The sequence below is a fragment of the Streptomyces sp. NPDC060198 genome, assembly GCF_042728415.1.
GTDB lineage: Bacteria > Actinomycetota > Actinomycetes > Streptomycetales > Streptomycetaceae > Streptomyces.
The window spans coordinates 94,744-113,477 of sequence record NZ_JBHWZJ010000002.1 but is presented as its reverse complement, the minus strand read 5'-3'; the positions used below and the strand labels follow the sequence as shown (position 1 = coordinate 113,477).

Annotated in this window: 15 protein-coding genes; 10 read left to right on the top strand and 5 right to left on the bottom strand. The window is 72.7% G+C overall.

Annotated elements, in window-relative coordinates:
- Positions 1 to 218: 218 nt before the first annotated feature.
- The 4 genes from ACFWEP_RS00850 to ACFWEP_RS00835 all read left to right on the top strand — a co-directional run bounded on the left by ACFWEP_RS00850 (position 219) and on the right by ACFWEP_RS00835 (position 4,910).
- Positions 219 to 1,070, top strand: coding sequence for an alpha/beta fold hydrolase (locus ACFWEP_RS00850; protein ID WP_387363400.1), 852 nt, complete (start codon positions 219 to 221; stop codon positions 1,068 to 1,070).
- Complete coding sequence (locus ACFWEP_RS00845) at positions 1,063 to 1,731, top strand: 4'-phosphopantetheinyl transferase superfamily protein (protein ID WP_387363397.1); 669 nt, start codon at positions 1,063 to 1,065, stop codon at positions 1,729 to 1,731. The genes ACFWEP_RS00850 and ACFWEP_RS00845 overlap by 8 nt, the downstream gene beginning before the upstream one ends.
- Before the next feature lie 131 nt (positions 1,732 to 1,862).
- The gene (locus ACFWEP_RS00840) at positions 1,863 to 3,269 is read left to right on the top strand and encodes an FAD-binding oxidoreductase (protein ID WP_387363394.1); all 1,407 of its coding nucleotides are present in this window, start codon (positions 1,863 to 1,865) and stop codon (positions 3,267 to 3,269) included.
- A gap of 75 nt (positions 3,270 to 3,344) precedes the next feature.
- Positions 3,345 to 4,910 carry an MFS transporter gene (locus ACFWEP_RS00835; RefSeq protein ID WP_387363391.1) on the top strand — a complete coding sequence of 522 codons (1,566 nt, stop codon included), beginning with the start codon at positions 3,345 to 3,347 and terminating at the stop codon, positions 4,908 to 4,910.
- A gap of 76 nt (positions 4,911 to 4,986) precedes the next feature.
- Here ACFWEP_RS00835 and ACFWEP_RS00830 read toward each other — a convergent pair whose 3' ends face one another.
- Positions 4,987 to 5,904, bottom strand: a complete 918-nt coding sequence (locus ACFWEP_RS00830; RefSeq protein ID WP_387363388.1) for a LysR family transcriptional regulator — start codon at positions 5,902 to 5,904, stop codon at positions 4,987 to 4,989.
- Positions 5,905 to 6,004: 100 nt separating this feature from the next.
- Here ACFWEP_RS00830 and ACFWEP_RS00825 point away from each other — a divergent pair, with 100 nt between their 5' ends.
- The 4 genes from ACFWEP_RS00825 to ACFWEP_RS00810 all read left to right on the top strand — a co-directional run bounded on the left by ACFWEP_RS00825 (position 6,005) and on the right by ACFWEP_RS00810 (position 10,056).
- The gene (locus tag ACFWEP_RS00825) at positions 6,005 to 6,370 is read left to right on the top strand and encodes a YybH family protein (protein ID WP_387363385.1); all 366 of its coding nucleotides are present in this window, start codon (positions 6,005 to 6,007) and stop codon (positions 6,368 to 6,370) included.
- Between the two features lie 510 nt (positions 6,371 to 6,880).
- Positions 6,881 to 7,933: a hypothetical protein gene (locus ACFWEP_RS00820; RefSeq protein ID WP_387363382.1), complete on the top strand. Its 1,053-nt coding sequence runs from the start codon at positions 6,881 to 6,883 to the stop codon at positions 7,931 to 7,933.
- 203 nt (positions 7,934 to 8,136) lie between these two features.
- Positions 8,137 to 8,997: an SDR family oxidoreductase gene (locus ACFWEP_RS00815; RefSeq protein WP_387363379.1), complete on the top strand. Its 861-nt coding sequence runs from the start codon at positions 8,137 to 8,139 to the stop codon at positions 8,995 to 8,997.
- A gap of 87 nt (positions 8,998 to 9,084) precedes the next feature.
- On the top strand, positions 9,085 to 10,056 hold the full coding sequence (locus tag ACFWEP_RS00810; protein ID WP_387363376.1) for an aldo/keto reductase: 972 nt from the start codon (positions 9,085 to 9,087) through the stop codon (positions 10,054 to 10,056).
- A 42-nt stretch (positions 10,057 to 10,098) separates the two neighbouring features.
- Here the strand turns inward: ACFWEP_RS00810 and ACFWEP_RS00805 are convergent, their stop codons facing one another.
- The 4 genes from ACFWEP_RS00805 to ACFWEP_RS00790 form a co-directional block, all read right to left on the bottom strand.
- Positions 10,099 to 10,836 carry an isocitrate lyase/phosphoenolpyruvate mutase family protein gene (locus tag ACFWEP_RS00805; protein WP_387363373.1) on the bottom strand — a complete coding sequence of 246 codons (738 nt, stop codon included), beginning with the start codon at positions 10,834 to 10,836 and terminating at the stop codon, positions 10,099 to 10,101.
- A gap of 94 nt (positions 10,837 to 10,930) precedes the next feature.
- A complete protein-coding gene (locus ACFWEP_RS00800) occupies positions 10,931 to 12,337 on the bottom strand; it encodes a lyase family protein (RefSeq protein ID WP_387363370.1) in 1,407 nt (468 codons plus the stop codon).
- Positions 12,334 to 14,292 carry an FAD/NAD(P)-binding protein gene (locus tag ACFWEP_RS00795; protein WP_387363367.1) on the bottom strand — a complete coding sequence of 653 codons (1,959 nt, stop codon included), beginning with the start codon at positions 14,290 to 14,292 and terminating at the stop codon, positions 12,334 to 12,336. Before ACFWEP_RS00795 ends, ACFWEP_RS00800 begins: the two co-directional genes overlap by 4 nt.
- Before the next feature lies 1 nt (position 14,293).
- Complete coding sequence (locus tag ACFWEP_RS00790; RefSeq protein ID WP_387363364.1) at positions 14,294 to 16,090, bottom strand: AMP-dependent synthetase; 1,797 nt, start codon at positions 16,088 to 16,090, stop codon at positions 14,294 to 14,296.
- Between the two features lie 496 nt (positions 16,091 to 16,586).
- Here ACFWEP_RS00790 and ACFWEP_RS00785 point away from each other — a divergent pair, with 496 nt between their 5' ends.
- Entirely contained in the window at positions 16,587 to 17,603 is a 1,017-nt protein-coding gene (locus ACFWEP_RS00785) for a hypothetical protein (protein ID WP_387363361.1), read from the top strand.
- Between the two features lie 31 nt (positions 17,604 to 17,634).
- On the top strand, positions 17,635 to 18,723 hold the full coding sequence (locus tag ACFWEP_RS00780) for a histidinol-phosphate transaminase (protein WP_387363358.1): 1,089 nt from the start codon (positions 17,635 to 17,637) through the stop codon (positions 18,721 to 18,723).
- Positions 18,724 to 18,734 lie beyond the last annotated feature (11 nt).

The following is an 18,734-nucleotide window of genomic DNA, read 5'->3' as shown; positions in this document are numbered from 1 at the left end:
GGGGGGTGGTGGCCCCGCGGGCCCCCCCCGGGGGGGGGGGGGCGCTCTTACCACCACCCGCCTTGGACGCGGGCGGGGGGGGGGGGGCTGGTGGCCCGCCCCCGACCCGCCGGACGTCCACCGCTCTTCCGGCCGCGACCACCGCACGGGATCGCGGCCCGTCCGGCCGCCCGTCGGCCGGCTCCCCCGTCCGACCTGCCCCCGCCTGAGGTGAACCGATGACCCACACGACCGTCGACGACGCCATCGAGACCGGAACGGTCCGGGTGAACGACGACATCCAGCTCACCTACGAGCGACGCGGCAACGGCCCCGACGTCGTCCTCGTCAACAACTTCTTCATGGACCGCAAGTCCTGGCGGTCGTACACCGCGAATCTGGCGTCGACCGCCCGGCTGACCTCGTACGACCTCCGGGGCCAGGGGGATTCGAGTCCGCAGGAGGGCGAGCCGGTGTGGGAGGACCACATCACCGACCTGAAGGCGCTCTTCGACGATCTGGGGCTGGAGAAGGCGGTGCTCGTGGGCACGTCGTTCTCCACCCTGGTGTGCCGGGACTTCGCCGTGGCGTATCCCGAGCGGGTGCACGGGCTGGTCCTGGCCGGACCGGCGATGAGCCCGCACGGGGCACAGCGTCTGCGCCGGATCACGAAGGCATGGCTGAAGACCCTGGACACGTCCGGGCTGGGGGTCCTCTACGACACGCTGTACCCGTTGGTCTCCGGCGACCTCGCGGTCGAGGAGGCGGGCCCGATCGGCTTCATGGGCCGCAAGCAGAACTTCCTCGGCATCCATTCGGTGGAGTCGCTGCGGGCCGGTCTGGCGGTGTCGGTGAAGGCGCCGCTGGACCCGGAGATCATGACCCGGGTGAAGCAGCCCACTCTGCTGTTCGTGGGCGGCGACGACTTCTCCCTCTCCACCAGCGCGGTGGAGGAGATGACCCGGCTGTTCCCCGACACCACCACCGTGACCGTGCCGCGCGGTGGCCACCTGGCGTTCCTGGAGGAGCCGGAGTGGTTCCAGCGGGAGGTCGTGGCGTTCATCGAGCGGGTCGCCGGTCCGGGTGACTGAACGGCAGCCGTCCGCGGAGCCCCCGAGCGAATGGCTGCTCGGGGGCTCCGGGCGTCCCCAGCGGGTGCTGGTGGAGACGGTGCCGGTCGGCCCGCCGGGCGGCACCGCCGCGCAGCACCGGGCCGGCCGCACGGCGGCTGCCGCGGCGCTGCGGCGCGCGGGGTGCGCGACCACCTCGGTGGGGCGCCGACGCAGCGGTGCCCCGGTCTTCCCCCGGGGCTACGCCGGTTCCGTCTCCCACACCCACGGCCTGGCAGTGGCCGCCGTGGCCCCGGGTGCTCCGGGCGTCGGTGTCGATCTGGAGTTCCGGCTGCCGGAGGCACGGCTGCACCGGTTCCTGCTCGACGACACCGAGCGCGCGCTGCTGTGGCCGGACGGCGACCGGGAGCGGCTGCGGCGGCTGTTCGCCGCGAAGGAGGCCGCGTTCAAGGCGCTGACGGAGTGCCACGAGGGCCACGGCGGCCTCTTCTGGCGTGTCCGCCTGCGGCCCCACGGCGATGGCCTGTGGGCCCGGGCCGGGGACCGCTACGCGGTGGTCGGGGACGGGACGACCTCCCGTTACGCCTTCGCGGTCGCGGTCGCCGTCGGTGGTGCCCCGGGGCCGTGGGCGGGTCCTTCCGAAGGACGGGCCGAGCCACTCCCAGCCATAAGCAGAAGTTAGCTCAACCCAAAAATCTAGGTCTTGGACTTCTGACCATTCGGTCACGACCATGAGACAGCGGACCACCGTGCCGCCGAGAATCCCCCGTCCTCGGCGGCACGGTCGTTCCCTCGACGAAAGGAACGCCCACCGTGACTCCTCAACCCCGGACCGACGCCCCGTGGGGCGACCCGGCGGCGGCGCGCAAGCTCGCCGGGAGCGTCCGCGGCCCCGTCCTGGCCGCAGGCGACGACGGTTACGACGAGGAACGTGTCCGCTACCAGACCTTCCGGCCGCACGCCCCGTCCGTGGTGATCGGCGCCGTCGACGAGGAGGACGTGCGGCTCGCGGTGGAGTTCGGTGCCGCCCACGGCCTGCCGGTCGGAGTCCAGGCCACCGGGCACGGCCCTGCCCTCCCCGCGCACGGCGGGGTGCTGATCAGCACCCGTCGGATGTCCGGGGTGCGGATCGACCCGGTGTCCCGTACCGCGCTCCTGGACGCCGGTGTCAGCTGGCAGCAGGTGGTGACCGCCGCCGCGCCGCACGGCCTCGCCCCGCTCAGTGGCAGTGCCCCGCACGTCGGCGCGGTCGCGTACACCCTCGGCGGCGGGCTGGGGCTGCTGGCCCGGCGCTACGGCTACGCCGCCGACCACGTGCGGCGGATCCGCGCGGTCACCACGGACGGCCGGGTGCGGGACATCGACGCGGACCGGGAGAGCGACCTGTTCTGGGCGCTGCGCGGCGGCCGGGACAACTTCGGCGTGGTCACCTCCATGGAAGTCGGCCTGGTGCCGGTCGAGCGGCTGTACGGCGGCGCCCTCTACTTCGACGGTTCCCTGGCCGAGGAGGCGGTGAACACCTGGCTGCGCTGGACCGCCGGTGTCCCCGAGGACATGACCTCCTCGCTCGCCCTGGTCCCGCTGCCCGACGTGCCCGCGCTTCCCCCGCCGCTGCGGGGCCGGTACGTCGTCCACGTGCGGATCTCCTTCCTGGGCGAGGCCGCGGAGGGCGAGCGCCTGATCGCGCCGCTGCGCGCGCTGGGCCCGCGGCTGGCGGACACGGTGCGCGTGCTGCCGTACACCGAGTCGGGCAGCATCCACAACGACCCGGTCCCACCCGCGGCGTACACCGGCACGAACGCGATGCTCAGCGGCCTGGACGAGGACCGTGTACACCAGATCCTCGCCATGACGGGGCCCGGTGCGCCGGTCAACAGCATCGTCGAGCTGCGCCACCTCGGCGGCGCCCTCGGCCGGGCGCCCCGGCCGGCGAACAGCGTCGGCAACCGGGACGCCGCCTACCTGCTCGCGGTGCTCGACCGGGTCACGCCGGACACGGCCGGCGAGGTAGCCGCCGCCCACTCACGGCTGACCGGCGCCCTGGCGCCGCTCACCACCGGACGGTCCCTCAACTTCCTCTACGGCTCGAACGCCACACCCGATCAGGTGGCCCTGGCCTACGCCCCCGACGACTACCGGCGGCTGCGGCGGCTGAAGTCGGTGTGGGACCCCCAGAACCTGTTGCGCCTCAACCACAACATCCCGCCGGACCCGGCCTGAACGCCGCCCCGGCCCCTCCCCGCTCCGACGGGCCCCGGTCCCGTCGGATCCGCTCGACAAGCAGAAGGAACGAAGATGCATAAGAAATGGTGGACGTTGTTGGGGGTGTGCGGCGGGACGTTCATGCTCCTGCTTGACACCACCATCGTCTACGTCGTCATGCCGGACGTGCAGGCGGACCTGGAGGCCAGCTTCGCCGATCTCCAGTGGGTGATCGACGGGTACGCGCTGGCGCTGGCCGCGCTGCTGCTCACGAGCGGGACGATCGCGGACCGGTTCGGGCGCAGGCGGCTCTACTCCATCGGCGTCGTCCTGTTCACGTTCGCCTCCCTGCTCTGCGGTCTCGCCCAGTCGCCCCTGATGCTGGTGCTCGCCCGGATCCTCCAGGGGGTCGGCGGCTCGGTGATGTTCGCGACCGGCCTGGCCCTGCTCGCCGGCAGCTTCGAGGGCAAGGAGCGCGGCACGGCGTTCGGCATCTGGGGCATGGTCACCGGCCTCGCGTCCGCCATCGGTCCGGTCGCGGGCGGCCTGATCTCCAGCGGCATCAGCTGGCGCGGCATCTTCCTGATCAACGTGCCGGTCGGCATCGTCGTCGCGCTGATCATCGCGTTGCGGGTGGACGAGGCGAAGTCGCCGTTCGCGCGCCGTCTGGACTGGCCTGGCTTCGTCCTGCTGACCTCGGGCCTGGCCACCCTCATCTACGGCCTGATCCGTGCGGGTGAGGAGGGCTGGAGCGACTCCGGCGCGGTGACGTTCCTCATCGTCGGCGGTGTGCTGCTGCTCGCCTTCCTCGTCGTCGAGTCGCGGGTGGAGCAGCCGATGTTCGACCTGAAGCTCTTCCGCATCCCGACCTTCGTCGGCGGTTCCGTCGCGGCGTTCGCGATGAACGGCTCGCTCTTCGCGATGTTCCTCTTCCTGGCCATCTACTTCCAGGAGGTGCTGCAGTACTCCTCGCTGGAGACCGGTGTGCGCCTGCTGGCCGCGTCCCTGTCGATGCTGGTGGCCTCGCTGATCGCGGGCCGCGTCAGCGCGAAGATCCCGGCCCGCATCCTGATCGGCGTCGGCCTGATCCTCGTCGGCGTCGCCCTGCTGCTGATGAGCCGGATCGACGAGAACACCGGCTGGGAGCACTTCATCCCCGGCCTGGTGCTGGGCGGGATCGGTGCGGGCCTGGTGAACCCGCCGCTCGCCTCCACCGCCGTGGGCGTCGTGGACTTCTCCCGCTCCGGGATGGCGTCGGGCGTCAGCGGCACCTTCCGGCAGCTCGGCGTGAGCGCCGGTGTCGCCATTCTCGGGTCCACCTTCGCCGTGATCATCGGCGACCGCCTCCGCGACGGTCTGGCGGGTGTGGAGGGCGTCGCCGGCCAGGGCGACCGCCTCGCCGCGCTGGTACGCGGAGGGGAGATCGAGCAGGCGGCAGCCCTGGTGCCGCCGGCCCAGCGGGAGACCGTGGAGCGGCTCGCCGTGGAGGGTTACGTCGACGGTCTGAACACCCTGCTGACCATCTCGGCCGGCCTCGCCCTGCTGGGTGGCCTGTTGTCGCTGGTACTGATCCGTGCCAAGGACTTCCAGGCCGCGCAGGCCCCCAAGGCTCCGGCACCCGACACCACCGCCCCGTCGGCGGTCGCCGCGGAGGGCTGACCTCCGCGCGCGCCGGTACGCACGGCGTGACGTCGGCCCGTGCTCCTCCACGCGGAGGGGTACGGGCCGGGCGTCGTCATCCGGCTGCCTTGCCGGCCCGTACCAGCGCCTTGGGCTCGGGCGCTCCGAAGGATTCCCGGCAGTGCACGAGCAGTTCCCGCAGCGCCGGGCTCTTCGTGGGCGCGGAGATCAGCGCCAGCACCGCCGCGATGTCGGCGTCGGTGATGGGGACGGTCGTCAGCTGCGGGTGCTGGGCGACCATGGATTCGGACAGTACCGCCACTCCCAGGCCGCGTTCGGCCAGATGGACCACCGCTCCTGGCGCGCTCGCCTGCAGGGCCACGGTGGGGGTCAGCCCCCGGGCGGCCGAGGCCTGGTCCAGCACGGCCCGGATGCCGGTGCCCTTGGGGAGGCAGATGACCGGGTAGGCGCTCAGCTCGGCGAGCGTCACACCGCTCTCCGCCGCGAGTGGGTGTCCCTGCGGGACCGCCGCGACGATCGCCTCGCTGATCACCTGCTGGCCGTCCAGGTCCTCCGGCGCCCGGCCCGCGGCCCCGATCAGGGCCAGGTCGACCGTGCCCTCACGGACGTACTCGACCAGCTTCACGGAGTCGTCCTCCATCAGGCTGATCTCGACTCCGGGGTGGGCCAGGTGGAAGCTGGACAGCGCTTCGAACAGCGGGGTGACCGTGCACGCCGTCACCATGCCCACGACCAGCCGGCCGCGGACCAGCCCGTTCATCTCGTCGACCGCGTGCCGCAGTGCCTCCACGGCCGCGAGCACCGCGCGTGCGTGGTCGAAGGCCACTTCGCCCACGGCGGTCAGCCCGGCGCTGCGGCCCGACCGGTCGATGAGCGTGGTGCCCAGATCGTTCTCCAGCTGCCGGATCTGGGCACTGATCCCGGGCTGGCTGACGTGCACGCGCTCGGCCGCTCTCGTGAAGTTGGATTCTTCGGCCACGGCCAGAAAATATTTCAGCTGCCTGAGCTCCATAACCCCTGATTATAGAGGCGATCCAGACGATTGATTGGACGTGATCCCAGCCACGTTGGAACATGGAGGAGCCGGAATTCGGCCACCCGAAAGGAAGATCGTGCCCGAGAACGAAAAGGCTCTCAAGCCGGAGGACATCACCCGTCTCTTCGTGGAACGCGCCAACGCCGGAGACGCCGCCGGCCTGGCCGCACTGTACGAGGAGGAGGCGGTGATGGCGTACCCGCCCGGGAGCACGACGGTGGGCCGGGAAGCCATTCGCGAGCTGTGGGAGAAGGTGCTCTCCCACGCGCCCCACTTCGAGGAGGAGGAGCCCCTTCCGACCCTCGTCTTCGGCGACATCGCGCTGACGGCCACGCCTCCGAAGGACGGTTCGGGGGCCCGCGCACAGGTGGTCCGCCGCCAGGCCGACGGAAGCTGGCAGCGCATCATCGACCAGCCGGAGTTCCGGCCACCCACGAGCTGACGAACGTCCACTTTCGGACATTCGCGATCGTGGTCCGTCAACAGGCCTTCCGGAAAAGACCCTTGACGACGTGTCTGGTATCGGTGCTGCCTCCGGCGCCGCTTCCGTCGAGCCGGTGATCCGGCCGAGAGCGGGTCTTGACGGAGCATCATGGACGGATATCGTGCGCAAAGGATCGAAAGCCAGACGGGGGCTGATCGACACATGACACGCATACCGCGAATCCGTCATGCGTCATGCCCCGGTCCGCGGATCGCTCCACCTCGCCCCGGCACGCCCGCCCTTCGCAGTGGCATCGCCTCTGCACCTCCCGGGCGGCCGGGGTTCGGCGTGCCCTCGCTCTGTCGGTGCAACCACGCACCCGGGCAGAGCGGATAGGCGGCACCCCCCACGAACCCACATCGGGTCGGACGGTACCGAGGCTCATGACTCCGTACCGTCTTCCGGCCTGCGCGTCCCTCCCAGCCTGTTCACCCCAGTACAACGGACCGTTGAAAAAGGAGAATGAGAATGGCTCTGACCGAATCCAGGGAGGCCGCCCCACCGGTGCCCCCCACCTGTGAGTCGGCCGAACTATGGGACGCCCAGGCAGACAGTCTTCCCGTCACCAGCGTGGCACTCGACGCGCTGGTGACCGACGACTCGCCCCGCCTCGCGGGTGAGAGCGAGGAACACGTCCAGCAACTCGCCCAGTGCGTCTCGCCGTTGCCCCCGATCATCGTCCACCGCGCGACGTCACGGGTAGTCGACGGCATACACCGGATTCGGGCGGCCAGGATCAACGGCCGGACACACATCGACGTGCAGTACTTCGACGGCACCGCCGCCGAAGCTTTCCTGCTCGCTGTCAACCGCAACGCCAACCACGGCCTGCCGCTGACCCGTTCCGACCGCAACGCCGCGGCACTGCGCATCATGCGGTCGCATCCGGAGTGGTCCGACCGGATGATCGCCACCGTCGCCGGGCTCTCCCCGAAGACGGTCGGCGCCATCCGCAGGCGTTCGGGTGACGCGCTTCTCCAGTTGAACGTCCGCATCGGGCGGGACGGCAAGTCCCGCGTCCTGGACACCGCGGAACGGCGCAGGCTCGCCGGCGAGTACGCCCTGTCCCATCCCGAAGCCAGTCTCCGGGAGATCGCCAAGGAGAGCGGCCTGTCGCTGGCAACCGCCCGCGATGTGCGCAAGAGGGTACAGAAGGGAACCAGTCCGCTGCTTCCGGCCCGTCGCGGCGTCAGCGCCCGCGCCGCGCAGGACCCGTGCGACCACGAGGCCGCCGTCACCTCCTTCGCGATGGCAGAGACGCTCCACACGCTGAAGCGGGACCCGTCGGTGCGCCTCACCGATCACGGCCGTTTCCTGCTGCGGCTGCTGGACACCAACGCGGTGGCCACCAACCGGTGGGGCGAACTGGTGGACCAGATACCGCCGCACTGGGTCGGGCAGGTCGCCTCGGCCGCCCGCGAGTGCGCCGCTGCCTGGCGGCACGCCGCTCAGCAGCTGGAGGAACGGGCCCGCACCGTCGAGGAGGCCCGGCCCCCCGCCCCCATGGACTCCGCCGCCTGACACCGCCCCGACACCGCTGCCGGGCTACCGGGCCCGGCAGCGGCCCCTTCCGTCACCCCTCGTGCCGCCGGCGCGCGGAACCGTGCGGAGAAGAGGGTGGTGCGGCCCGAAGGGCCCGGCCAAAAAGGATCCCGCACGTCGGAGGGTCCACGGGAAAAATGGACTCCCTCGAAAAAACGTGTGGATCTTTCTATGCTTCCGCCATGTCGATTCTGGTGACCGGGGCGACCGGGAAAACCGGCCGTCACATCGTTCGGGAATTGCTCGCCACCGAAAAGGACGTACGCGTACTGACGCGCCGCCCTGAGCAGGTCGAACCACGCCCGGGGCTGACGGTGATCGAGGGAGACCTGACGTCGTCGGACAGCCTCTCCGCGGCGCTGGACGGCGTGGAGAGGGCGTTCCTCTTCCCGGTTCTCCCCGCCATCGGCGCGTTCGCCGGAGCGGCCGAGCGCGCGGGAGTGCGCAGAGTCGTCCTGTTCACCGGGGCTTGGGCAGCCGGGCACACCGAGCGCGACCTCGGTTCGTGGGTCCTCCCGCGCTACCGGGAGGCGGAAGACGCCCTGGCCACGAACGGACCGGCCGAGTGGACCGTGCTGCGCCCCGCGCCGTTCGCGACCAACGCCCTGTGGTGGGCCTCGGCTCTCCGCGACCGGGGCGTGGTCGGACTCCCCCACCCGGACGCGGTCTGCCCCGTGATCCACGAGGCGGACATCGCCGCCGCGGTGGTGCGCACCCTCCTGGACGACGGGCACCACGGCGCCCGTCATACGCTCACCGGCCCGGCGCTCGTCACGCAGGCCGAACAGGTGGCGGCGATCGGCAAGGCCGTCGGGCGCCCCCTGCGCGTGGAACGGATACCCCCTGAACAGTGGCGGGCCGACGCGGAACGCTTCCTGCGGCCGGGGATCGCCGGGGACCTGCTGCGCGAGTGGGCCGAGACCGAGAAGGACCCCTCCACCGCGCTCCCGGTACTGCCGACCGTCACCGAGATCACCGGGCGGCCCGCGCGCACGTTCACGCGGTGGGCCGAGGACCACGCCGCCGACTTCGCCGGTGCGTGAGCGCCGCTCGGCACACCCCGCCCGACCACCTGAAGCCGGTGGTCGGGCATCGCTCCGCACCGCCGGCCGGCTTGATGGAGGCTCACCATGGAGTACACCCAGCTCGGCCGAAGCGGCCTCAAGATCTCCCGGCTCGTCCTCGGCACCATGAACTTCGGCGTGCACACCGAGGAGGCTGAGGCCCATCGCATCCTCGACACCGCCCTCGACCTCGGCATCAACATCGTCGACACGGCCGATCTGTACGGCTGGCCGGAGCAGCCGGGCCGCACGGAGACCATCATCGGCGACTGGCTGGCCCAGGGCGGCGGCCGGCGCGAGCGGACCGTACTCGCCACCAAGGTCTACTCGGGCACGAACGATCTGCCCCATGACGGCGGGCTGTCCGCGCTGCACATCCGCCGGGCCGTGGAAGCGAGCCTGCGGCGGCTGCGCACCGACCACATCGACCTCTACCAGATGCACCACGTCGACCGGTCGGTCCGCTGGGAGGAGATCTGGCAGGCGATGGACGTCCTGGTGACCCAGGGGAAGATCACCTACCTCGGTTCCAGCAACTTCGCCGGCTGGCACCTCGCGGCGGCCCAGGAGTCCGCCCGTGCGCGGGGTCTGCTCGGTCCGGTCAGCGAGCAGTCCGTCTACAACCTGCTGGAGCGCACCGTCGAGCTCGAAGTGCTGCCCGCCGCCCAGCACTACGGCATCGGGCTGATGCCCTGGTCGCCCCTGCACAGCGGGCTGCTGGGCGGGGTTCTGCGCCAGGAGCGCGACGGTGTCCGGCGCACGGCCAACCGCGCCGCCGCCGCGCTGGAGACCCGGCGTTCACAGATCCAGGAGTACGAGGACTTCGCCGCCGAGCTGGGCCGGGAGCCGGGTCACGTCGCGCTCGCCTGGCTGCTGGCACAACCCGCGGTCACCGCGCCCGTGGTGGGCCCCCGCACCCTCGACCAACTGCACGACGCGGTCGCGGCGCTGGAGGTGCGGCTGGAGCCCAAGGCGCTGACCCGGCTCGACGAGATCTTCCCCGGGCACCGGCCCGCGCCGGAGGCCTACGCGTGGTGAGCCGGGACCACACCCTCGTCCGTACCGCGCCCGGCGGCGGGGTCAGGGACGAGCGATCGAGTGGACGATGTCGGCCAGCGCGGCCGTCGCCCGGTCGTGGAGTCCTCCGCCGAACGTGACACGCGCGGCCCCGAGCCTTCCGAGTTCGGCGGGAGTGGGGCCGCCCGGCCGGTGGAGGGCGTTCAGCGGGACGGCGACCGCGCCGGCGAGTTCGGGGAGCAGCTCGGCGGGTGCCAGGATCGGATAGACGACGTGCGCGCCGGCCTCGACGTAGAGGCGGGCCCGCTCGACCGCCGCGCCCGTGTCACGGTCCCCGTGCAGGAAGGTGTCGATCCGCGCGTTCAGCACCAGCCGTCCGTCCGCCGCTTCGGTGAACTCGGCGAGGAAAGCGGCCTGTTCGTGGGCGTCGCGGAGCTTCCCGGCGGCGTGGTCGGTGTCCTCCAGGTTGCAGCCGACCGCTCCCGCGGCGAGCAGCCGCTCCGCGATCTCGGCGGGCGGCAGCCCGTAGCCGGACTCGATGTCCACGGTGACCGGGACGTCCACCGAGCGGATGATGCGCGTGACGGCGGCGAACATCTCGTCGGCCGGGGTGTGTCCGCCGTCGTCGTGGCCCAGCACCGCGGCGACCGCGGAGCTGGTGGTCGCGAGGGCGGGGAACCCGGCCGCCGCGAAGGCGCGGGCGCTCACCGCGTCCCACACGTTGGGAAGCACCAGCGGGTCGGCCCGGTCGGGCCGGTCGTGCAGGGCGCGGAAGGTCTCGGCCGGGGTGCGGGACGTCATCGTCGTTCCTCCGTGGTTCGTCTGCGCGGGGATTCTTCCGGGGTGGAGCCGCCGGCCCTCGCGAGCCGCGCGGGCACGGCTGTGCGGCGGCGGCTCATCTTTTCAGGGCGCGGTCCACCAGCGCCCCGGCGACGCCGGTGTAGCCGGCGGGATCGGCCAGCGCCGCCGCCTCCTCGGGCCCCAGTACGCCGGCCGCCTCGGGCAGCAGCGCCAGCGCCTCGGTGAGCGGCACTCCTTCCCTGGCGGCGTGTCCGGCGGCGCGGGTCAGCAGGTCCCGCGCCCGTACCCGGCCCAGCCGGGGAGTGAGGACCGCGGCGAACCGCTCGGAGACGATCTGGCCGGAGGTCAGGTCGAGGTTGGTCCGCATGCGGTCCGCGTGGGCGGTCAGTCCTCCGGCGAGTTCGACCGCGGTGTGGGCGGCGCCGCCGGTGAGCCGCAGGGATTCGCGCAGCAGCGTCCACTCGGCCTGCCAGGCTCCGGCGGAGCGTTCGTCCTCGGTGACCGCCAGGCACTGCGTCAGCCCTGCCGCGAGCAGGGGCACTTGGAGGGCTGCCGAGCGGATCAGGGTGGCGAGCACGGGATTGCGCTTGTGCGGCATGGCGGACGAGGCGCCCCGCCCGGCGGGTGCCGGCTCGGCGACCTCGCCGATCTCCGTACGGGACAGCACCTGGACGTCCGTGGCCATCTTGCCGAGTCCGGCGCAGGCGTGGGCGAGTGCGGTGCCCAGGGCCGCCACCGGAGTGCGCAGGGCGTGCCAGGGCAGCGTCGGGCGGGCCAGTCCGGTCTCCTCGGCGAACGCCGTCACCAGCCGGTCGGCGTAGTCGGCTCCGCCGTCCGCGCCGTCGGTGACCCCGTCGACGCGCGCGTACTCCAGGTAGCCGGCCAGGGTGCCGGCGGCTCCGCCGAGGGCGACCGGCAGCCCGTGCGCCCTTACACGGTCGAGCTGTTCGACACCGTCCAGGACGAGGGAGCGCCAGCCGGCCGCCTTGAGTCCGAAGGTGGTGGGGACGGCCTGGAGGGCGAGGGTGCGGCCCGCCATGACGGTGTCGCGGTGGCGCTCGGCGAGCGCGGCGAGGGCGTCGGCGGTGGCGCGCAGATCGCCGACGACGATCCCGAGCGCCCGGTCGGCGACCAGCATGGCACCGGTGTCCATGATGTCCTGGCTGGTCGACCCCCGGTGCACGTATTCGGCGGCGGCGGGGTCGAGAGTCGCGACGGTGGCGGTGAACGCGCGGACGAGTCCGACCACCGGGTTGGCGGTCTCCCGGGCCGCGAGGGCCAGGGCCCTCGGGTCGGAGAGCCCCTTGGCCGCGGCCCGGGTGATGGCCTCGGCGGCGAAGGCGGGTACGGCACCGAGCCTGGCCTGCGCCCGCGCGAGTGCGGCCTCGGCGTCCAGCATGGCGCGCAGCCACGCGGTGTCGCCGGTCGCCGCCTCCACCGGGGTCCCGGCCCGCACGGGCGACAGCAGACCGCAGTCCAGCGACGGTTCGGGCAGGGTCATGCGAGGGCCTCCTCGGGTGTGGGGTCCCCCGTGCCGATGCGCGGGAGCGCCAGTACTGCCCGGGCGATGGCGTCGGAGTCCTCCAGCGTGACCGAGCCGACGCCCGGTCGTATCCCGGCGGCGGTGACCCAGTGCACGGACTCGGTGGGGACACCGTAGGCGAAGCGGCGCGGGTGGGGTCGGCCGTCCGCGTCGACGACCCGGTAGGGCCGCTCGGTGACGGTGAGTCCGCCCGTCTCGTGGTGGGTACCGCAGGTGCCCGCGACCCGGTACGGGCGGCACTGGCCGGTGTCGAGCAGCTGCCGCAGCAGCGGGTCGGCGGTGCGGAGGAGGTCCGGTTCGGGCAGCCGCGCCTCGATGAGGACCGTGCACGGGGGTGCGATGTCGGCCGCCTCCCGGGTGGAGGCCACGAACGCGGGTCCGTGCGGCCCGTCCTCGACGGCGGCGATCTTCAGCCCGGGCGGCAGGATCTCCACGATTCCGCCTTCGATCAGCGCGCAGAGTTCCTCGATGCGTGAGGCGGGCGGCCCGATGGACAGGAAGGCGTTCAGCGGGGTGTACCAGCCGTACAGGTCGTCGCGGTGGGAGTTGCCTTCCAGCCCCCCGTGGTCGACGACCAGGCGGAGCTCGTTGCGCAGGTCGCGCAGCACGTCCAGGGCCGCCTTGAGGGGCCCGGTGACGTTGCCCGCGCGTGCCTCGGCCACGTCGCGGCGCAGATGGGGCAGCAGCCACTCGCGGTAGGCGGCGGCGGTGGGAAAGACGCGGTCGCCGTAGGGACGCGCGATCCGCTCCCAGTCCCAGCGTTCGGCGGCCTCGATACCCTCGGCGGTCAGGAGCGCCTCGCGCGCGGTGTCTTCGGGAGCCGCCGCCCAGGCACGTGCGAAGGACGCGGTGTCCCGGCCACGCGCGGTGAGCAGAGCGGCGTAGTAGACGCCTCTGACCTCGGCGTCGATGAGCGGCCACAGATCCGTGCCGAAGTACAGCCAGTCGCCGGCGCGCGCCCGTTCCCTCAGCTCCTCCACCACGCGGGGCGTCAGCAGCAGCGGCTCGTACCGCCCGTGGGAACCCTTCTCGTTCTCGCCACGGGCGTGGTACGGCACCCCCCGCCGGGAGCCGGCGTAGAGGCGGGGTTCGCGGCCGGAGGCGTGGTAGACGAGCCGGTCACCGGTGCGGACGAAGCGCCCGCCGCGACCGGTGGTGAGCAGCGCCATGTGGTCGAAGAAGTTCAGCCCGAGCCCGCGCAGCAGCACCGGGCGGCCCGCCTCGACGCGGTCGAGGTCCACGTCGGCGGGGTTGCCCGGGAGCAGGTGGACCAGGCCGTGCCGGGAGGCGAAGTCGGCGAGCCGGCTTTCCGGTTCGGTCGGGAGTACGGGCAGGTGGCCCTGGGCCAGTACCACGGCCTCCAGGCCGGCGAGTTCGGTGCCGTCGTCCAGCACCAGGGTCTGCGGGCCGTCCGGTCCGGACGGCTCGCGGAGGGCGACGGCCCGTGCCGCGTGCGCGCGGACGGCGACGTGGGAGGGCGCGGTCGCGACGAGCCGGTGGTACACCCACCGCAGGTAGTGGCCGTAGAAGGCGCGGGTGGGGTAGGAGTCGGGGCCGAGCCCGCGCGCCTCGGCGAGGGTTCCCGCCTCGGGCGGGGGTACGGCGGACGCGCCTTGGCGGGCCAGTTCCCGTGCCCACTCGTGAAGGCTCGGGCCGTCCTCGACCGGCCCTTCGACCCGCACGCTGCTGTCGGTGAACAGGGTGACCTGTGAGGCCACGGTGTTCATCAGCAGGTGCGGCGACTGGGCCGTCCGCCAGACCCGGCCGGGGCCGGGCGGGGACGGATCGATCACGTGGACGGTGAGCCGGTCCCGCCGGGGGGACTTCCGCTCCTGTGCGAACAAGCGTTCCAGGACGGAGAGCCCGCGGGGGCCTGCCCCCACGAGGCCGATCTCCGAACGTCTGCCGGTCATGTCACTCTCCGCTCGGCTGTCGTGTGGGGGCGGCGGGCCCGACGCCGGGTCGGGTGCCGCCGTGGAAGGAATCGGGGCCGGGGCCCGGGGTGAGACGGGTGGAGACCTCCAGCCCCGGCCCGACGGGCAGGGCGATCGAGAGGTACTCCTCGCCGTCCCGGACCCGGTCGAGGTAAGGGCCGGTGGCGGCGCTGCCGACGGCGATGACGATGGACCCCGGCCGCAGTCTGGGCTCCAGCACGGTGAGCGCGGGCAGGGCGAGATCGGCACGGCAGTCCAGCAGCGCGAGGTCCACCGCCGCAGGTCCGTCCGCCGGGGGCAGGCCCAGTCCGTGGACGCCCGCCTCGCGGACGGCGGCCCACCGGGTGAGCGCCAGCGCGGTCAGCCTGGCCCGGGCGGCAGCGGCGCGCCGGGGGTCGGGCAGGAAGCCCGTGACCTGTCCGGTGCCGTTGGCGCGTGCCCCTGCCGCGAGTTGGTCCAGCGCGTCGGCGATGCCGCCGCCGAACCCGACGACGGACTGCGGGCGCATGGAGCGCACCAGCGAGTACAGCAGCCGGCCGATCTCCGGCCCGGCGGGTTCGCCGGGTGCTTCCGGGCGTGCGGGGCCGACGAGGTGGATGAAGCCGTCCGCGTCGATGGCGGCCCGGAGGCCGGTGTGCAGCCAGCCGTCGACGACGGCCCGGCCGGGGTCGCCCTTCCCGGGAATCGGGTCCGCCGTCTCCTCCGTCCCGGAGAGCAGGAGTTCGCCGTCGGTGCCGAGACCGGCACGCACGTGCGCCAGTGGGCGGCCGACGGTGCCGGCCCGCCGGGCGGCGGGGGTGTTCCAGCTGACCAGGCAGGCGTTCTCCGGCAGCACCAAACCCGCGTGGACGGGCAGTCGGAGACTGTCGAGTTCGCGTATCAGGCTGTCCGGCACTTCGGCGCCGCACCACAGCAGCGGGACCTGGTCGGTACCGAAGAGGGCGGAGGCGACCGGACGTCCCTCGCGTCGGGCGACACGGGCGGCGCACACGAACGCCACCGCCAGCGCGGGGGTGACGGCGAGGGCCGTGGGCCGCGCGGAGGCGGTCCAGAGCGGCGCGGTCGATCCGGGTCCGGGCGGCAGGACCAGGCAGCCGCGGTCGAGGACCGTGAGCGGGACGGCCGCCACGGTCTGGACCGGTGCCGACAGCGGCAGGGTGACGGCACACCGGCTGAAGGTGGCGGGTGGTACCTCGGCGCGCAGCGAGTCGAGGAGCGTGGCCACCGCGTGGCCGCGGACGCCCGCCCTGGCCCCGCTGCCCGGTCCGTCCGCCCCGGGGGCGGCGAGGATCTTGCAGATCCAGTCCCGGGGATCGGCGGCCACCCGGTACGGCCCCGTCGCGGACGCGGCGAGCTCCGCCGTGTCGAGGGCGGTCACCGGGCAGCCGGGGGGCACCACGCGCGAGTCTCCCCACGCGTCCAGTCGGGCGCGGCCCGGTGCGTCCGCCACCACGGCGTCCACCCCGGCGAGCAGGGCGGCGGCGGTCCGTGCGGACGCGCCGGGCGGCACCGGGCAGCCGGTCGCGCGCAGGGCGAGCAGGGCGAGTTCGGTCACCGCGAACTCCGGGGTGTCCCCGCAGAACACGCCGATCCGCAGAGCCCGGTGCCCTGCGCCGCCCCGGCCGGCCGCGAGGCGGTCGCCGAGGCCCCGGGCGGCCCGGGTGATCTCGCGGTAGGGGTGCGACACGGCCGGCCGGCCGGTCGCACCCGCCACCTCCACCAGGGGCCGGTCCGGGTCTTCGGCGCAGCGGTGCAGGACGGCCTCAACGGCCCGCACGGCGTGGTTCCCGGGGTCGGTTCCGCGAGCGCGGCTGGCTCGGATCCTGGCTGGGGCGCATCGAAGATCTCCGGCCGGTGCTGAGAGGTGTGTCCCGCGGACGGGGACCAGGGCGGTGGGGCGTCCGGCCGGGCTCGCGGCGGGTGCCGGAACGTCGTCGCGGTGACGTCGGGTCAAGCGAGGGGGGCGGCCGGCCGGTGGCCGGAGCGCCCTCGCCGGTTCCAGCCGACGTCGTCGTTGCCCGGGTGCGTGGCCGGGCCGGTGCCCGCCGCCCGCCCGGGGAGGTACCGGCCGGAGTGAACCGTGTATGAGCATTTCCCGTCCACTGTTTTCCCTCTCCGGGAGAGATGCTGAAAGAATGCCGCGCCTGCGGAAATTCCGTCGCGTGGCAGCGCCCGTACGGCAGCTCCACGGATCAACCGTCGCGGCCTCGGACAGAACTGAGAAGACCTCACATGCTTCGGGTCGGTGCAATGCCGTGAAACGAGGGATTCAAATGAATGCAGCTCGACAGAAAACGGACACCGTGAAAGGGCGAACCAAAAACGTGCACACCGCCGCCGAACCGATTCGGGCCGGGATCGAGCGGAACCCGGAAACGATTCCGGGCGGTGCGTCCGACTATCGCGCCACGATGCGTGACGTGGCCGAGGCATTGAGCGGCCTGTCGCGTGCCGTCGCCGAGCGTGCCGATTGGACGCCCCCGTCCCGTACGGCTCCGGACGTGGCGGACCGGGTCATGGAAAGTGACAAGGATGATTCCGCTTTCCACTACCTGAACGGCCTTCCGGAGATCAACCGGTCCATCCAGAATGAACTGGACGGCGCCCGCCAGGAGATCCTCACCGCCCAGCCGGACGGATCCCGCCCGGAGGCCGTCCTGCGCGGGGCGCTGGACTCGGTGCGCCACCGGCTGGCGTCCGGCGTGGCCATGCGGACGCTGTACCAGCACAGCACCCGGTTCGACGAACCGACGAAGAAGTACGTCAGGGCGGTGACGGCGCTGGGGGCGCAGGTCCGGACCCTGCCGGAGTTCTTCGACCGGCTCATCATGATCGACCGGGCCGTGGCCTTCATCCCGGGGAACCGTGACCGCACGACGGCGGTGCTCGTCCGGGAGCCGGCCGTGGTGGCATTCCTGGCGGACGTCTTCGCCAGGCAGTGGGACCGGGCCGAGCCCTTTCCCTTCATCCCGGTGCGTGCCGCCGAAGCAGCCACGGAAGTGGTCCCGGACATGCGAACGAGCATTCTGAAACTACTGCTGGAGGGACGTTCGGATCGGGAGATCACCCGCCGCCTCGGGTTGAGCCTGCGTTCTCTGCAGGCCCATGTGGCACGACTCAAGGAAGAACACGGCGCCCTGCACCGACTGCAATTGGGATATCTGGTGGGGCGACGCGAACAAGAACAGCGTCATGCGTCGCACGTCGTGCGCCCGGCGCACCTTCCGGGTGTGCCGGCGCATCCGGCCAAAGGCCCCGGCAACGCGACGGTTCGGCTGAGCGCGCCGTGAAGACATCGGGAATTCGGAAGAGGAACCGTCCATGACCCCACAGGCCCCGCCGACATCAGAGGCTCTGACGACTCAACAGGCCCTGCCGACTTCACCGAATCCGCCGGACGCGCGGATTCAGGCCCCGCACGCTCTGGCCGCGAACGAGAATCCCTACCCGCCTCTCCCCGCCGTCCAGGAATACCTGCGGGATTTCCTCGGCACGGTCAACCGGTATCCCGATCGCGGTGCGACGGAGCTGGCCGGGGCGCTCGCCGAGCGGCTGGGGGTTCCCGCCGAGCGGATCGCGACCGGCGCGGGATCCGTCGGGGTGACGCAGCATCTCCTGCAGGCCCTGCTCCGCGACGGCGGGGAAGTGGTGTACGCCTGGCCGTCCTTCGAGGCGTACCCCCACCTGACCGAGGTGTGCGGGGGCACCTCGGTCCGGGTTCCCCTGCGCGACGAGCGCCACGACCTGGCGGCAATGGCGGACGCCGTGACGGACCGCACCAGGGTGGTGATCGTCTGCAATCCGAACAACCCCACCGGGACCGCGGTCGGCGGCGCGGAGCTGAAGGCGTTCCTGGACGCGGTACCGGCCGGCGTGGTGGTCCTGCTCGACGAGGCGTACCGCGAGTTCGTCACCGATCCCGCGGTCCCGGACGGCCTCGGTCTGAGCCACGACCGCCCTGACGTGGTGGTCCTGCGGACGTTCTCCAAGGCGCACGGGCTGGCCGGGCTGCGCGTCGGATACGCGGTCGCGCACGAGGAGATCGCGGCCCGTGTCCGCGATGCGGCGGTTCCGTTCGGCGTCAGCACCCTCGCACAGCAGGCCGCGGTGGTCTCCCTGCGGGTGGAGGAGCAGTTGCGCGAGCGGGTCGGCCTGATCGTGGCGGAACGCGACCGGCTCACGCGCGGGCTGTGCGCGCTGGGGCTGGTGGCGCCGGCTGCCGCGAGCCAGGCCAACTTCGTCTGGCTGCCGCTCGGCGAGCGCACCGCCGCCTTCGCGGAAGCCTGCGCCGTCGCGGGGGCGGTGGTGCGCGCGTTTCCCGAGGGCGCCAGGGTGACGGTCGGCGAGCCCTCGGCGAACGACCTCGTGCTGCGGGTGGCCGAGGAGTTCGCGGCCACCACCGCCTCGTAGGCGCCGCCCCG